General features: G+C 57.2%; 12 protein-coding genes and 2 pseudogenes. 7 read left to right on the forward strand and 7 right to left on the reverse strand.

Going from position 1 to position 16,299, the window contains the following annotated elements:
* Positions 1-415: 415 nt before the first annotated feature.
* Positions 416-1,516: a GlxA family transcriptional regulator gene (locus JQR86_RS00705; RefSeq protein ID WP_407362533.1), complete on the forward strand. Its 1,101-nt coding sequence runs from the start codon at positions 416-418 to the stop codon at positions 1,514-1,516.
* An 18-nt stretch (positions 1,517-1,534) separates the two neighbouring features.
* Here the strand turns inward: JQR86_RS00705 and JQR86_RS00710 are convergent, their stop codons facing one another.
* On the reverse strand, positions 1,535-1,783 hold the full coding sequence (locus tag JQR86_RS00710; protein WP_010796209.1) for a hypothetical protein: 249 nt from the start codon (positions 1,781-1,783) through the stop codon (positions 1,535-1,537).
* Positions 1,784-2,372: 589 nt separating this feature from the next.
* On the opposite strand from JQR86_RS00710, the gene JQR86_RS00715 reads away from it, so the two are divergent.
* From JQR86_RS00715 to JQR86_RS00740, 6 genes are all read left to right on the forward strand, one after another.
* Positions 2,373-3,350, forward strand: coding sequence for a dipeptidase (locus JQR86_RS00715; RefSeq protein ID WP_010796208.1), 978 nt, complete (start codon positions 2,373-2,375; stop codon positions 3,348-3,350).
* 146 nt (positions 3,351-3,496) lie between these two features.
* Positions 3,497-4,027: a DUF5943 domain-containing protein gene (locus tag JQR86_RS00720; RefSeq protein WP_074827213.1), complete on the forward strand. Its 531-nt coding sequence runs from the start codon at positions 3,497-3,499 to the stop codon at positions 4,025-4,027.
* 59 nt (positions 4,028-4,086) lie between these two features.
* A complete protein-coding gene (dgcA, locus tag JQR86_RS00725; protein WP_407362532.1) occupies positions 4,087-6,147 on the forward strand; it encodes a dimethylglycine demethylation protein DgcA in 2,061 nt (686 codons plus the stop codon).
* Between the two features lie 140 nt (positions 6,148-6,287).
* Entirely contained in the window at positions 6,288-8,270 is a 1,983-nt protein-coding gene (dgcB, locus tag JQR86_RS00730; RefSeq protein ID WP_286788595.1) for a dimethylglycine demethylation protein DgcB, read from the forward strand.
* 81 nt (positions 8,271-8,351) lie between these two features.
* Positions 8,352-9,593, forward strand: a complete 1,242-nt coding sequence (locus JQR86_RS00735; protein ID WP_434154148.1) for an electron transfer flavoprotein subunit alpha/FixB family protein — start codon at positions 8,352-8,354, stop codon at positions 9,591-9,593.
* A gap of 63 nt (positions 9,594-9,656) precedes the next feature.
* Positions 9,657-10,436, forward strand: a complete 780-nt coding sequence (locus tag JQR86_RS00740) for an electron transfer flavoprotein subunit beta (protein WP_416613596.1) — start codon at positions 9,657-9,659, stop codon at positions 10,434-10,436.
* A gap of 829 nt (positions 10,437-11,265) precedes the next feature.
* On the opposite strand, the gene JQR86_RS00745 is transcribed toward JQR86_RS00740, so the two are convergent.
* The 6 genes and pseudogenes from JQR86_RS00745 to JQR86_RS00770 form a co-directional block, all read right to left on the reverse strand.
* Positions 11,266-11,685, reverse strand: a complete 420-nt coding sequence (locus tag JQR86_RS00745) for a DUF2141 domain-containing protein (RefSeq protein ID WP_312601621.1) — start codon at positions 11,683-11,685, stop codon at positions 11,266-11,268.
* Entirely contained in the window at positions 11,682-12,329 is a 648-nt protein-coding gene (locus tag JQR86_RS00750) for an HAD hydrolase-like protein (protein WP_434154149.1), read from the reverse strand. The genes JQR86_RS00745 and JQR86_RS00750 overlap by 4 nt, the downstream gene beginning before the upstream one ends.
* Positions 12,330-12,435: 106 nt before the next feature.
* Positions 12,436-13,299, reverse strand: coding sequence for a methyl-accepting chemotaxis protein (locus tag JQR86_RS00755; protein ID WP_434154812.1), 864 nt, complete (start codon positions 13,297-13,299; stop codon positions 12,436-12,438).
* A 42-nt stretch (positions 13,300-13,341) separates the two neighbouring features.
* Positions 13,342-14,055: pseudogene (locus JQR86_RS00760) on the reverse strand (MCP four helix bundle domain-containing protein); the annotation flags it as partial.
* A 525-nt stretch (positions 14,056-14,580) separates the two neighbouring features.
* Complete coding sequence (locus JQR86_RS00765; protein ID WP_434154814.1) at positions 14,581-15,444, reverse strand: methyl-accepting chemotaxis protein; 864 nt, start codon at positions 15,442-15,444, stop codon at positions 14,581-14,583.
* 39 nt (positions 15,445-15,483) lie between these two features.
* Positions 15,484-16,299 (reverse strand): annotated as a pseudogene (locus tag JQR86_RS00770) (MCP four helix bundle domain-containing protein); the annotation flags it as partial.

Here is a 16,299-nt window from a genome sequence, read left to right on the forward strand (position 1 = left end):
GCACACGCCGGGAAAGCTTTGCCACCTTTTGGCGCATCTTTGTGCAGGGAATGCTTGGCAGAAAGCGAAAATTCGATCCGCCCTTTGTTACTGTAGAAATCTTTTTCCACACAAGCCAACTCTGCGAGTTGCTACGGATTTGCACACGGACACAGCCTGCCATGACCCATCGGTCACTGATGGCCTTTGGCACTACCAGCCTCGGAACCGCTTTGCCAAGCATCTTCTTTCTTTTTAATTGAATGGCTGTTCAAGGTAGGCATGACATTTGCGAAGCCTCTATCCAAGGTCATACGGCCTGGCGGTGTTACATCCCGTGACAACGGGTGATTCCGTCAGCAGCTGGACACGACTCACGACGATAAAAAGAGCCTCAATGAGGCCATACCGGGCTTAGCGTGAAGAGGGCGTTCCAATGTCATTGAATCAAAGTCAGCCACCATACCGTGTTCCGCAATCCATCGGGTTCCTGCTGCTGGACAACTTCACTCTGATCTCACTGGCGTCGGCGATAGAGCCACTGCGGATGGCCAATCAGCTGTCGGGTCGTGAGCTGTTCCGCTGGTCTACGCTCAGCCTGGATGGCCGTCCGGTCCAGGCCAGTGACGGCCTGCAAATTACTCCGGACAGTGCTGTCGCGGCTGCACCGGCCATGGACATGGTCATCGTGTGTGGCGGTGTGGGCATTCAGCGAAGCGTCATGCGGGAACATGTGAGCTGGCTGCAGGCGCAGGCACGGCAGGGCCGCAAGCTGGGCGCTGTCTGCACGGGCAGTTGGGCGCTGGCCAAGGCCGGGCTGCTCGATGGTTACGAGTGCAGCGTGCATTGGGAGATGCTGGCCTCCATGCAGGAAGCCTTCCCGCGTGTATCACTGACGACGCGGCTATTTTCCATTGACCGTAACCGCTTCACCTCCTCGGGAGGTACTGCTCCCATGGACATGATGCTGCACCTGATCGGCCGTGAACACGGTCGCGAGTTGTGCGCTGCGATTTCTGAAATGTTCATTTATGAACGTATCCGCAACGAGCAGGATCATCAGCGTGTGCCGCTCAAACATATGCTGGGCACCAATCAACCCAAGCTGCAGGAAATCGTCGCGCTGATGGAGGCCAACCTGGAGGAGCCCATTGACCTCGACGAGCTGGCCGTCTACGTGAATGTGTCGCGTCGCCAGCTGGAGCGCTTATTCCAGAAATACCTGCACTGTTCGCCGTCGCGCTATTACCTGAAACTGCGCCTGATTCGAGCCAGACAACTGCTCAAACAGACCACCATGTCCATCATCGAAGTGGCATCGGTATGCGGATTCGTTTCCACGCCGCACTTCTCGAAGTGTTACCGGGAGTATTTTGGGATTCCCCCGCGTGATGAGCGGCAGGGCGTATCGATGGGGCAGCCTGTGATGCTGGTGCCGGTTCCGCAGGAGTTGGCCTTACTCCCGACATCCTCGGCCCTGGCCGCGCTCAGTCAGGCGCAAGGAGAATCGACGTTTGCCAGCGTAAGGCTTGGCTGATAGACGTGCTGCCCTGGCCTAGCGATGCTGGGCCAGGGCAGGTAGCAGCTGACGAGCAATAGCTTCGCGAACGGACGGTAATAGTGTCGCATGACCTGACAGGAGTTCTTCGACCAGACGCCGCAGGGCTGTGACCCGTTCCGGGTTCAGCCCGCATAGCGCCTGCTGGCAGGCTTGCTCGGGCGTAGTACCCGACGGTACGGCGATACCCAGTGCAATCAGGCGGTCCCTGAAGTCGTCCTGGTCGATTAGGTCTGCATGCATCATGACGAATCCTCCGTTAAGTCCCGTACCGATTCTTGGCAGCGGTCAATGGCAAGGCAAGTGCACAAGACGGTACTGGATACGCGCAGGTCGCTTTCCGGCAAGCAGAGCGCCTGATGGTTATTTGTCTGTAATAAAACGAAAGTCTAATGGCGTCAGGGAGGGGCAATATGTCACAGGGTAGTTTTGGGAAGGTGCTGCTAAAGTAGCGCTTCTTGTCGGGTTGAGCGGCTTAGCTCCTCGAATTTCCGGGAAAAGCGCCCTTACGCTTGGTCTGGACGAAACACACTGAGGCCCAACAGGGCATTTTAACCCCGCGTGCTTGCTAAGGCACTGCGGGGTTTTTTTTCGACATTTTTTCGCTTTTCCGTCTTTCGTCTGCAACTGGAGCGTTCTGCTCCAGGCGTCTGCCCGGCTTTTGGCTGGCGCTAGAGGCATGGGGTGGCCAGCCGTTACTGCCTGTTGAACGCGCATTGACGCTTCTGGTAATCCCCCTGTCGTTTTTACGCGATAGCGCAGAAAACCTGAGGGATATGCTCCTTTCAAAGCGTCGGCACATGATCCGGCGTCGCGAAACCTGGGAGCTGCCCTGATGAATGCCACTGAACTGCACGCCGACAGCATCGTTATCGACGGGCTGATCATCGCCAAATGGAACCGTGAGCTCTTTGAGGACATGCGCAAGGGAGGGCTGACGGCAGCCAACTGCACCGTGTCGGTCTGGGAAGGCTTCAAGGCGACCGTGGACAACATCGCGGCGCAAAAGAAGCTGATGCGCGAAAACAGTGACCTGGTCATGCCGGTCTACACCACCGCTGACATCCGTAAGGCCAAGTCTCAAGGCAAGACCGGCATCATCTTCGGCTTTCAGAATGCCCATGCCTTTGAGGATCAGCTCGGCTACGTAGAGATCTTCAAGCAGCTGGGCGTAGGCATCGTGCAGATGTGCTACAACACCCAGAACTTGGTAGGCACAGGTTGCTATGAGCGCGACGGCGGTCTGTCCGGTTTTGGCCGCGAGGTCGTTGCCGAAATGAACCGCGTCGGCATCATGTGCGACCTGTCCCATGTCGGCAGCAAGACCTCTGAAGAAGTCATTCTCGAATCCCAAAAGCCGGTCTGTTATTCCCACTGCCTACCGTCCGGCCTGAAGGAGCATCCACGCAACAAGTCCGACGAAGAGCTTAAGTTCATCGCCGATCATGGTGGTTTCGTGGGCGTTACGATGTTTGCGCCGTTCCTGGCCAAGGGCATCGAATCCACTATCGATGATTATGCCGAAGCCATTGAGTACGTGATGAATATCGTTGGCGAAGACGCCATCGGCATTGGTACCGACTTTACCCAAGGCCACGGCCAGGACTTCTTCGAATACCTCACCCATGACAAGGGTTACGCCCGTCGATTAACCAACTTCGGCAAGATCGTAAATCCCCTGGGCATCCGCACCGTAGGCGAATTTCCCAACCTGACCGAGACGCTGCTCAAGCGAGGCATGTCCGAGCGCACTGTGCGCAAGGTCATGGGCGAGAACTGGGTAAGGGTACTCAGCGAGGTGTGGGGCGAGTAAGTCATTTCATTTCTTGAAGATCCGCGGCTGGATCCTGCCATGACCTGATTCAGCCTGCACTGATCTTCGACGATCACCGGTAGGGTGGATCAACCGTACCGCGGCGTAGCCCACCCTACACAAGCACATTCGTTTGGAGTTTCACCATGGCCACACATGCTCCCGAAATGCCAATCCAGGTCGACGACGAAACCGGCGTCTGGACCACCGATGCACTGCCCATGCTGTATGTACCGCGTCACTTCTTCGTCAATAACCACATGGGGATCGAAGAGGTGCTCGGTGCAGAGAAGTATGCCGAGATTCTTTACAAGGCTGGCTACAAGTCCGCCTGGCACTGGTGCGAGAAAGAGGCCGAGTGCCATGGACTGGTTGGCGTCGAGGTGTATGAGCACTACATGAAGCGCCTCTCCCAGCGCGGCTGGGGACTCTTCGATATCGAGCAGATCGACGTGGATGCCGGTACGGCCCAGGTTCGGCTGCGGCACTCCGCCTTCGTTTACGTGTACGGCAAGGTTAATCGCAAGGTGGATTACATGTTTACCGGCTGGTTTGCCGGGGCCATGGACCAGATCCTTGCCGCCAGAGGCAGCGCGGTCCGTACCGTGGCCGAGCAGGTGTACAGCGGGGCGGAAGAGGGCCATGACGACGGCCTTTTCGTGGTGAAGCCGCTGTAACGGCGCAATGAACGATAACAAGACCGACCGTGCGTAATTCGCTGAGATGAGGTGCCGTGATGGCCTTTGAAGCAATGTTCCAACCAATCCAGATCGGCAAGCTGACGATTCGCAACCGCGTACTCAGCACGGCGCACGCCGAGGTGTATGCCACTGATGGCGGCATGACGACCGAACGGTACGTCAAATATTACGAAGAAAAAGCCAAGGGCGGCATTGGCCTTGCCATTTGCGGCGGTTCCTCAGTCGTGGCGATCGATAGTCCACAGCACTGGTGGAGTTCGGTAAACCTTGCTACCGACCGCATCATTCCGCATTTTCAGAACCTGGCGGATGCCATGCACAAGCACGGCGCCAAGATCATGATCCAGATTACCCACATGGGTCGCCGTTCCCGTTGGGACGGTGGTCACTGGCCAACCCTGATGTCGCCGTCCGGTATCCGCGAGCCTGTGCATCGCGCTACCTGTAAGACCATCGAGCCGGAGGAAATCTGGCGGATAATTGGTAATTTTGCCCAGGCCGCGCGCCGGGCGAAGGCGGGTGGCTTGGATGGTGTAGAGCTGTCTGCTGTGCACCAGCACATGATCGATCAGTTCTGGTCGCCCCGTGTGAACAAGCGTACCGATGAATGGGGCGGCAGCTTCGAGAACCGTATGCGCTTTGGCCTGGAAGTGCTCAAGGCTGTACGGGCCGAGGTCGGCGATGATTTCTGTGTCGGCATGCGGATCTGTGGTGATGAATTCCACCCGGACGGCCTGACCCATGACGATATGAAACAGATCGCCAAGTATTACAACGACACCGGCATGGTGGATTTCTTTGGCGTGATCGGCTCTGGCTGCGACACCCACAATACCTTGGCCAACGTGATTCCCAACATGACCTACCCGCCGGAGCCGTTCCTGCATCTGGCGGCCGGTATCAAGGATGTGGTCAGCGTGCCCGTACTGCATGCGCAGAACATCAAGGATCCGAACCAGGCGACACGCATCCTTGAGGGCGGTTACGTGGACATGGTCGGTATGACCCGTGCCCACATCGCCGATCCGCATCTGATCGCCAAGATCAAGATGGGACAGGTGGACCAGATTCGCCAGTGTGTTGGCGCCAACTACTGCATCGACCGTCAATACCAGGGGTTGGACGTGCTGTGCATTCAGAACGCCGCAACCAGTCGTGAATATATGGGGGTTCCGCACATCATCGAGAAATCCACCGGGCCCAAGCGCAAGGTAGTCGTTGTCGGCGGCGGCCCGGCGGGAATGGAAGCGGCCCGCGTCTCGGCTGAGCGGGGGCATGACGTGACCCTGTTCGAAAAGCAGGAGCAGCTGGGTGGGCAGATTACTCTCGCGGCTCGTGCACCTCAGCGCGACCAGATCGCGGGTATCACGCGGTGGTATCAACTGGAGCTGGCTCGCCTGAATATTGACCTGCGGCTGGGGACGGCGGCTGATCCTGACACGATCATGGATCTACGTCCGGACATCGTTGTGCTGGCCAATGGCGGTCATCCATTCATGGAACAGAACGAGCATTGGGGCGCGGCCGAAGGCCTGGTCGTCAGCAGCTGGGACATTCTTTCCGGCAAGGTCGAGCCAGGTAAGAACGTGTTGGTCTACGACACCATTTGCGAATTTTCCGGGATGTCGGCGGCTGATTATCTGGCCGATAAAGGCGCACAGGTGGAAATCGTCACCGATGACATCAAACCGGGCGTAGCCATTGGCGGGACCACGTTCCCGACCTACTACCGCAGCCTCTACCCGAAGGAGGTGATCATGACCGGCGATCTCATGCTGGAAAAGGTATATCCCGAGGGCGACAAGAAGATTGCCGTACTGGAAAACGAATACACCGGCGCTAAGGAGGAGCGGGTGGTCGATCAGATCGTCATCGAGAACGGCGTGCGACCGGACGAGACCTTGTACTACGCGCTGAAGGACGGTTCGCGTAACAAGGGCCAGATCGATATCGAGGCCTTGTTCGCTATCGAGCCACAACCCGCCTTGAATGAGCAGGGTAGCGGTTATCTCCTGTATCGCATCGGGGACTGCGTGGCGCAGCGCAACACCCACGCCGCAATCTACGACGCATTGCGGCTGTGCAAGGACTTTTAAGTACGCGCCTTTGCGAACCGCAGGGTGGGTTAGCTGCAGAGCAGTCTGACCCACCACGAGGGCTACCCGCGGTTTAGGTACCGCCTGACATGTTGAGGATGGGTAATGCCTCTGGCTCACCTATCCTACGAGGCTCCGGTATGTTAGATATCCTTATTCCCGTTCTGCTCTTTACGGCCCTGGCACTGGCTGCGATCGGTGCTTTTCGACGCGTCCGGCTCTGGCGGCAGGGCCGGCCCGCCCATGTCGACCTGATTCGGGGTCTGCTGGCTATGCCGCGGCGCTATCTTGTGGACTTGCACCATGTGGTCGAGCGGGATCGCTATATGTCGCGAACCCATGTGGCCACCGCAGGCGGCTTCGTTCTGGCCGCCGTGCTGGCTGTACTGGTTCATGGATTTGGCCTGCATAACCGTGTTCTGGGTTGGGCGCTATTGGCGGCCACCGCTTGCATGTTCACGGGGGCCTTGTTCGTGGCCAAGCGTCGCCGCAACCCACCGGCACGCCTGTCCAAAGGGCCATGGATGCGCTTGCCCAAAAGCCTACTGATGTTTTCCGCGAGCTTTTTCATTGCTACGCTGCCCGTAGCGGGCGTACTCCCGGAAAATTTTGGCGGCTGGATACTGGCGGCCGTGCTGGCCGTAGGCGTGGCTTGGGGCGTGTCGGAACTATTCTTCGGCATGACCTGGGGCGGCCCAATGAAGCACGCCTTTGCCGGTGCCTTGCATCTGGCTTTTCACCGCCGTCCCGAGCGCTTTCGTACGCCGTTCAATGCCAGCGCGGCGCGATCCAGTGGCTTGAAGGCCCTGGACCTGAATGACCCTGCTGCACCGCTGGGTGTGGAGAAACCCAAGGACTTTACGTGGAATCAGCTGCTGGGCTTTGACGCCTGTGTGCAGTGCGGGCGCTGCGAGGCCATGTGCCCCGCCTATGCGGCCGGCCAGCCGCTCAACCCGAAAAAGCTGATCCAGGACATGGTTATCGGCATGGCGGGTGGCACCGACGCGCGTTATTTCGGCTCGCCTTATCCCGGGAAGCCAATTGGTGAGCATGGTGGCAATGCCCATTCGCCCATTGTTTCATTTGAAGGCAAGGCGCTGGTAGATGCCGAGACGCTATGGTCCTGCACCACCTGTCGGGCCTGTGTGGAAGAGTGCCCGATGATGATCGAGCACGTCGATGCCATCGTTGATATGCGTCGCCATCTGACCCTGGAGAAAGGGGCAACCCCCAACAAGGGCGCTGAGGTGCTCGATAATCTGATTGCCACGGATAACCCCAACGGCTTCAACCCGGTCAACCGGATGAACTGGGCTGCGGACCTTGATTTGCCGTTGATCGCCAACCAACAGCGCGTCGATGTGTTGTTCTGGGTGGGTGATGGTGCGTTCGACATGCGCAACCAGCGGACTCTCAGAGCTTTCGTCAAGATTCTCAAGGCTGCCAAGGTTGATTTCGCCGTGCTGGGGCTGGAGGAGCGCGACAGCGGTGACGTGGCGCGACGCCTGGGGGACGAGGCGACCTTTCAGCAATTGGCCAGGCGCAATATCGCCACGCTGTCGCGGTACCGCTTCAACCGGATCGTGACATGCGACCCGCATAGCTTTCACGTGCTGAGAAACGAATACGGCGCGCTGGGCGGGGCTTATACGGTGCTGCATCACAGCACCTTTCTGGCAGAGCTGCTGGACGCTCAGGCGCTTCATCTCGGGCAGCACAAGGGGGGCAGCGTGACCTACCACGACCCCTGCTATCTGGGTCGATACAACGGTGAGTACGAGGCGCCTCGCAAGGTACTCAAGGCCATCGGGATTGAGGTCAAGGAAATGGAGCGCTCCGGCTTCCGGGCTCGCTGCTGTGGCGGTGGAGGAGGCGCGCCGATTACCGATATTCCCGGCACGCAGCGGATTCCCGACATGCGCATGGCCGATATCAAGACGACTGGAGCAGAGGTTGTCGCTGTGGGATGCCCTCAATGTACCGCCATGCTGGAGGGGGTAGTCGCGCCCCGTCCAGAGGTAAAGGACATTGCCGAGCTGGTCGCCGAAGTTGTAATCGAGGCACCCGCCGTGCCGGTAAAGCAACCAATCACGCCCCGGCGTGAAGCGGTGGAGATCTCCTGATGAACGCATCCTGTATTACCCGATTGGCCATGAGCGCCGCGATATCCACTCAGGCACGGACGTTTTTCAAAGGAGCAGGGCATGACTGACATCCTCCGCCGTGATCCGCATGCCGAATGGATCGCCCGTAACCGGCTTCATCCCCTGCACACCTTGATGCAGGCGAGTACGTGTGATGAGCAGCCTCGCTGGATGGGCCCTAACGGCATCATTCGTAAGAATCCCCACGCAGCTCTGGGCTTCAAGGGGCCTAGCGGCTTGCGCCGTATCGATCGCAGTGGCGCTCAGCAGGGCAACGGGGTTCGTCGGTTGGGTGAGGCCCAGGAGGTGCTACTGCCGTTGCATCGGGTCGAAGAGCCCGCCTTCATTATTGCCGTAGTGCCCGATCTGGTAGGGGGACGGCTTTCCAGCCACGACCGCGATCTGCTCGGCCTGGCGCGACAGCTGGCAGGCTCAACAGGGGCAGTGTTGGCCATTGCCTTTGGCGAGCACAAGGAGTCTGGCTTCGATAAGGCAGGTGTTGACCGGCTATTGCAATTGAGCGGTCATGAATACACGGGATACTCGCCTGAACAGCGCGTGCTGGCGCTGCGTGCAGTAGAGAGCCAGTTCTTGCCACGTCACTGGTTGTTGCCGGACAGCCGTACCGGTGGTGGCGAGTTGGGTCGTCGTTTCGCTGCTACGCTACATGAGCGGCCTGCCACACGCGTCTGGCAGATAAAGGATGGCCTATGTACCGGCCGTGCCGGCGCAGGCAGCGAAGATCTGACGCGTCCTGTCCCCAGGGTAGTGTTGGCCTGCGCCGAGTGTGCGGAGCCGGTCAGTGAAACACGATATGAGGCACGTACGGTCACGCTGGCTGACGGCAATCAGTTGCGAGCGCTTGTGCGTATCGAGGACATGGGGGCCGTGGCCGTCGATCCAGCGCTTGTTCCCATGGCCGAAGCGGAATTCATCTTGTCCGGTGGCAATGGCGTTCAGGACTGGGATCTCTTTCATCGGGCAGCCCGGGCGCTTGGGGCAACAGAAGGGGCTTCGCGGGTGGCGGTAGACGACGGGCATATGCCACGTCACCGGCAGGTAGGCGCTACGGGGACCTGGGTAACGGCACGGGTCTACCTGGCCGTCGGGATTTCCGGCGCGGTACAGCACTTACAGGGCATAGGTGCCTGCGACAAGGTCATCGCCATCAACCTCAATCCGGGGTGCGACATGATCAAGCGGGCAGACCTGTCGGTCATTGCAGATTCGAACGCCGTGCTGGAAGCCTTGATCGATCTGGTCGAGGCCTACCGCCGCGGTGAGCAGAGGGAAGCGGCCTGAAGCGGTCGTCCGCAGGACTACCGCTTCAGCAACGCAACGTGAGTCTTGAAGGAGGTAAACGGTATGTCCGACGGCCAATTGAACGTGATTACGCTGGTATCGGTGGGGTCGCATCCCATGTCGGCCCGTGCCCGCCGCGCAGAGCAGGATGCCCGAGCGGTCGAACTGGGGCTGCATCTGGCCGGTGATCGACTCACGGTACTGCATGCCGGTAATCCCTACGAGGAGTCGCTGCGCGCCTACCTGGGTATGGGATTGCCTGCCCTGCATGTCCTAGAGCAGCCCAAGGGCGCCGATGCTCTACCGGTGCTGGTGGAATACCTTCGGGAGGCTCAGGTCCAGGTTGTATTGACCGGCACTCAAGCCGAGACCGGGGAAGGGTCGGGCATGCTGCCCTATCTTCTGGCCGAATCGCTGGGTTGGCCTCTAGTAGTTGGGCTGGCAGACGTTGAATCGGTAGACGCCGGACATGCCCAGGTACTGCAAGCTCTGCCGCGCGGACAAAGGCGACGGCTAAAGGTACGCCTGCCTTTTGTCGCCAGTGTGGACAACGCAGCGCCAGCCGCCCGTCAAAGCGCCTTTGGGCCCGCAAGACGTGGAGAGATCAAGGTTGAAGACGTGGATATCGTCGATGACCTCCTGTGGCAAGAGGCCGTCTTGCAGCCGGCTCGTCCACGGCCGAAGCGGCTGAAAGTCATCAAGGCCAAGACGGCTGCCGATCGTTTTCGCGCCGCCACGGCCAAGGCAACAGGAGATGGCGGTCAGATCCTGAGAGATGTCACCCCACAGGCGGGCGCAGAAGCCATTTTCAAGGTCTTGCGTGAGGAAGGCGTCGTTCGGTAGGACGACTTTCATATGTCATGTCGGCTTCCGGCTTGCTGGAGGCTTTTGAGTGCCTGTCTTTTTATCCCTTCAAGCCCACAAAATGTGTGCACGAGCCTGTGGATAATCTGTTGGATAATTATTCGACCCTAGTAACCATGCGGCTTTAGCTGAGGTGGTCACTTTTTGATCAAAATGGCAGGGGCGGCTTTTCCTGTAATCACAACAACTTGTGGATAAGTTTGTGAGTAATATGTTTGGAAGACGCTGTAAGCCTTGATTTTAAAGGGATAGAGGCAACCACTGTATTGTTGATCAGTGTTGACAAAGCTAATGGGGTCTCTATTTCAGCCTCGTGTGAGGAGCGTGCACTTCACTGAGTTATCCACCCGATATAAAGCTAAAAATGTCCTGAAAAGGTGAATGAACCATGGGAAGAGCTGTGGATAAGCTGTTGCTGAGGGTTGGTTAACTCATCTGTCAATGACTTGGATGACAAAACTCTGTCATCCACAAAGGCCATTATTAAGCTATTACAGGCCAATTATGAGATGGTTTAGCCTTTTATTCAGGCAGAGCCATCCAAAGGACTTGCTCGTTCAAGCCATGTCAGCCGCTTTCCCACAATTACTGTGCGTCTGGCTGTGGACAGCATGTTCGTTAATGCTGCCAAGCCTTATGCCATGCGGCGTCCAGACAGTTGCTCATTTATTGATCAATCAACTCAAGATCGATTTTTCTACTCACTATTACTGTGGTTTCGCTTGTGGATACAGTGTTCATGATTGCCTGGAGGTCACGACATACAAGGCCTTCAGAGGATTGATCGTTTTTTGAGCAGTTTTGTTGGTCAGCGAAGCTTGATGGTAATAGCCTCAATAGAGTCGTTGAGCTCGAAGCGTGTTTCCTCAAACGTGGCCTTACGCATCTTCAGTGGAGGGTTCTGGCTGTAGCCATACTGCTCAGTTGGCATCCCGATAAAGTTCGTATCGAGCTTCTGATTGCCGTTGGCATCTCGAATGACCGATACCGCATAAGTGCCGGGCTTCAGGTTCTTGAAGGTATGCTGCACCGTGGTCCCTGTAACTGGGATATGGGCGGATGCCTCCAACGGTTTGTCGTTATCCCACGCGTCGGCCGAAGCGAATACGGCTACCAGCAATTCACCTTTGGCCTCCTCGATATCGGTAAAGGTCACGTTGAGATCAGCAGCATGGGCATGGCCCAGTGTCCAGATAAGGCCGAAAACGCAGAGGGGCAAGCGCTTCATGCAAGCTCCGTTGTAGGGTGAGAAACAAGGGTGTAAGTGATAGCGTCGAGGCGTTCGAAAAGATAGTCGGGCCCGGCTCTGCGTAACGCCTCTGGGCTGGCATACCCCCAGCTGACCGCACCGCAGGCAATACCTGCCTTGCGTGCCGCCTGAATATCCCGCAATTCATCGCCAATGCAGATTGTGGCATCGGGCGAGACATTACAACGGGCGACTACCTGTTTAAGGCGTGAGCTTTTACCGAGCAGGGGCGCGTTACACTCGACACGGTCCAGATAGCGAGCCGACGGACCAAGAATGCACTCGACATTTTCAAGTGAATTGGACGTGACCAGCGCCAACTGTATTCCGGCCTGATGCAGGGTCTCCAGCATGGCGGGTACGCCCTCGAAAGGCCGCACGGTATGGCCGCCGTGCGCCATCAGGCGTTGAAAGTGGTGCGCGACACGTGGGATTTTCCACAGTGGAATATCAAAGTAACGCAGCAGCTGGCGGGTATCGTAGCTGCGGATGCGATCAAAGTCGGCTGGGTCGTACCGGTTGAAGCGATGTGCCTGAGCCAGTGTGTCGAGCGACTCGAGAAAGAATGGAAAGCTGTCGGCCAGGGTGCCATCAAAGTCGAAAATGACGAGTTGGTAGCGCATGGGCAGGGCGGCTGGCCGTGATAGGAAGAGAAGAGAGAGTAGCCGGGGCGGACGCCTGCGACAAATACAACCGGTGCCAAGTGTGATGGCACCGGTTGTATCAGGGTTACAGCGAGAAGCGACGCACCAGACCGTTGAGGTCTACCGCCAGGCGAGAAAGCTCCTGGGTGGCAACGCTGGTCTGCTGTGCACCGGCTGCCGTTTGTACCGACAAGTCACGGATGCTGACCAGGCTGCGGTCCACTTCACGGGCGACCTGAGCCTGCTGCTCGGAGGCGCTGGCAATCAGCAGGTTACGGTCGTTGATGTCGGCCACATTCGACGTGATGGTCGACAGGGCTTCGCCGGCCGCGTTGGCTTTTTCCAGCGTGCTACGTGCACGCTCGGCGCTGCTCTGAAGCGCTTGTACGGTATGGCCGGTCCCCTGTTGGATGCTACCGATCATGGATTCGATTTCACGGGTCGATTCCCCGGTACGGTGTGCCAAGGCTCGGACTTCATCGGCCACGACGGCAAAGCCACGGCCGGCATCACCTGCACGGGCGGCTTCAATAGCGGCGTTGAGCGCCAGCAGGTTGGTCTGCTCAGCCACGGCGCGGATCACATCCAGGACCTTGCTGATATTAAGGGCCTGCTCGGCAAGTTCCTCGGCACTTTGAGAAGCTCCCAGGACATCGGTGGTCAGGGCCTGGATAGAATTGATAGCCTCGGTCAGTTGAGTACGGCCTTGTGCAGCAGACTGGCTGGCAGCTCGGGAGGCTTCTGACGTCGAAACGGCATTGCCAGCAACATCTTCTACCGCAGCGGTCATCTCGTTCACAGCGGTAGCCGCCTGCTCGATCTCATCGTTCTGGCGCTGCAAGCCGCGAGTGCTTTCGCTCATGACCGCATTCATTTCTTCCGAGGCACTGGAAAGCTGATGGGCAGAATCATTGATTTGACCAATCGTGGAGCGCAAATTGCCCTGCATGGTAGAAAGGGCGCCAAGCAGTTCAGCCGCTTCATCCTGACCTCTTACCGTAATGGCTTGGCTCAAGTCGCCCCCAGCGATGTGCTTGGCAACCTGGACGGCCTGGCGAATAGGCGCAACGATGCTGCTAATCATGATCCAGGCCAACACACCTGTAATGACAAGCGCTGACAGAATCACGAGAGCTGATACCCACTGTACATGCCCATACAGAGTGCTAGCCACAGTGCCGGATTTATCTGCTTCGTCGAGATTATATTGCTGCGCTTTTAATAGGCTTCCGGCGAGGTTACGACCCGTCGTTATCATGTTATCCGCCACAAATTGACGCGCCTGCTCAATTTGCTGTTGTGCAACCAGCCTTTGAATAGTGGCAACACCCGTCATGTAGTCCCTGTAGTGAACCTGGACCTCATTGAACAACTGCCGGTCTTCTTCAAGGAAAATGGTTTTTTCATAGGCGGCTAACTGAGCTTGCACATCGGTAGCCAGTTTTTCGATCAGAACGTTTGATGTTTTTAAGATTGCCGGATCGTCATCGGTAACGAGCCGCAGGGCTTCAAGGCGAATGGTGCCGATATTGATGGCTATCTTATCGACACTCGCCAAGCCGGGTAGCCAACTCTGCTCGATTTCGCTCCCCGCTTCGCGAATCTTGGATAGCTGGGTCAAATTGAACGTACCCAATGCCAGCAGGAGCGCAGCGATGACACCAAAGCAGAGCAACGTCCGATGGGCGATTTTTAGATTTCTCATAACAAGCTCTCCTGACAGGCACAAACTAGCTATGCACCCAGGCAGTGGGATAAAGGGTTATGACGAAATATCGGAGCGTTCTGTTATTTCTGGAGGTTTAGATGATCGATGGTCGACATTAAGTTGCAACAAAAGATGAATCGGTTCACCTGCTCTTGGCCGAGCCTTCAAAACCGATAAGACGTGAACGACTGAGGCCCATAATTTTCCTGACAGCAACTTTCATATAACGATATGGGCGTTTTACAGATGACTTCAGAATATTTAGTCAGACAGTCAAACTGTCTATTGCGTTGCGAGTTCCGGCGGCGGCGTTCTATGGTCGTGCAGAGCCCCCTATCAGGCACAGTGGTTGCGTACACAAAAAGCTATTAACGCAGCAGTTATCAAACATAGCGTCTTTCCCAGCCCAATTTCGAACGCAGTGCTTTGGCCATTTACAACAAGCCAGACGGGCAAGAGCACTATCTCGCTTTGCTGAATATGTTTGAAGAAGGTGCCGGAGGTACCCGGCACCTTGTAGGGTTACAGCGAGAAGCGACGCACCAGACCGTTGAGGTCTACCGCCAGGCGAGAAAGCTCCTGGGTGGCGACGCTGGTCTGCTGTGCCCCGGCTGCCGTTTGTACCGACAAGTCACGGATGCTGACCAGGCTGCGATCCACTTCACGGGCGACCTGAGCCTGCTGCTCGGAGGCGCTGGCAATCAGCAGGTTACGGTCGTTGATGTCGGCCACATTCGACGTGATGGTCGCCAATGCTTCGCCAGCCGCGTTGGCTTTTTCTAACGTGCTACGGGCACGCTCGGCACTGCTCTGAAGCGCTTGCACCGTGTGGCCGGTCCCCTGCTGGATGCTACCGATCATGGATTCGATTTCACGGGTCGATTCTCCGGTACGGTGTGCTAGGGCGCGAACCTCATCGGCCACGACGGCAAAGCCACGGCCAGCATCACCTGCACGGGCGGCTTCAATAGCGGCGTTGAGCGCCAGCAGGTTGGTTTGTTCAGCCACGGCGCGGATCACATCCAGAACCTTGCTGATATTAAGGGCCTGCTCGGCAAGCTCCTCGGCACTCTGGGAGGCACCCAGGACATCGTTGGTCAGGGCCTCAATGGAGGCAATGGCATCGCTTAGTTGTGCACGGCCCTGTTGAGCCGAATGACTGGACGCCTGTGATGCTTCAGAGGTGCTGACCGCGTTGCTGGCAACGCCTTCTACGGCAGACGTCATTTCGTTCACAGCGGTAGCCGCCTGCTCGATCTCATCATTCTGGCGTTGCAGACCACGCGTGGATTCCTCCATGACTGCACTCATCTCATCGGCAGAGGACGATAGCTGAGTAGCCGAGTCGCTGATCTGGCCGATGGTCTGGCGAAGACTGACTTGCATGCTCCCCAGTGCTTGCAATAATTCGGCAGCTTCGTCCTTGCCTTCGGCTTTTACATCCTGACTAAGATCGCCACCCGCGATCTGCTTGGCAACAGTAACTGCCTGACCAATCGGCTTGACGATACTGGCAGTTAGCAACAGTGCCAGAACAATCGTGACGATTACTCCCAGTACGATAATAACAACAACGATCATTTGGGCCTGCTGATAGCTTTCAGCTGCAGCCTGACCGGCTATGGTAGCCGATTCTTGATTGATCTTTTGCAGCAGTAAATTCTGGTCGTTAACGATGATGCCACGGGGTGCCAGTTCAGTATTGATCAACTTGTTGGCTGAGGGTACGTCTTCCTTGGCTACGAACATCTGAACAGTTGCCAGGATATTCATGTACTCCTGAAACGTCGTTTTAAGCGTATTGACTGCCTTGCGCTCCTGGTCACTGGACAGGAGGGTTTCGTACTTCTGGAATGAATCCTTGATCTTCTCGCTCAGCGTGGCGATGGTCTGGTTACTCTTGGCTTGAACGGCTTTATCCGGGTTCGCTACCAGACGCAATACTTCGACCCGAAGGCGAGTGATGTTCAACGCAATCTCATCAGCCGTTGCAAGGCTCGGCATGGAATTGTTTTCGATGACTTGTCCCGCGTGGCGGATCTCAGCCATTTGTATCAGGTTGGAAATGCCAAGGATGATCAGTAGCACGGCTACTGCTCCAAAGCTCAAGAGGGTCCGGTAAGAGATCTTCAAATGTCTGAACATGATCGGTCCTGTTAGAAAAATAAGGGCAGGCGATCCTTCGCTCTGTAAGGGATGCCTGCATATCGGACGCGATCGGGAATGCTTAAGGGTAGCCAT

This window comes from Pseudomonas sp. JZ134 (genome assembly GCF_051027695.1).
GTDB classification, from domain to species: Bacteria; Pseudomonadota; Gammaproteobacteria; order Pseudomonadales; family Pseudomonadaceae; genus Chryseomonas; species Chryseomonas luteola.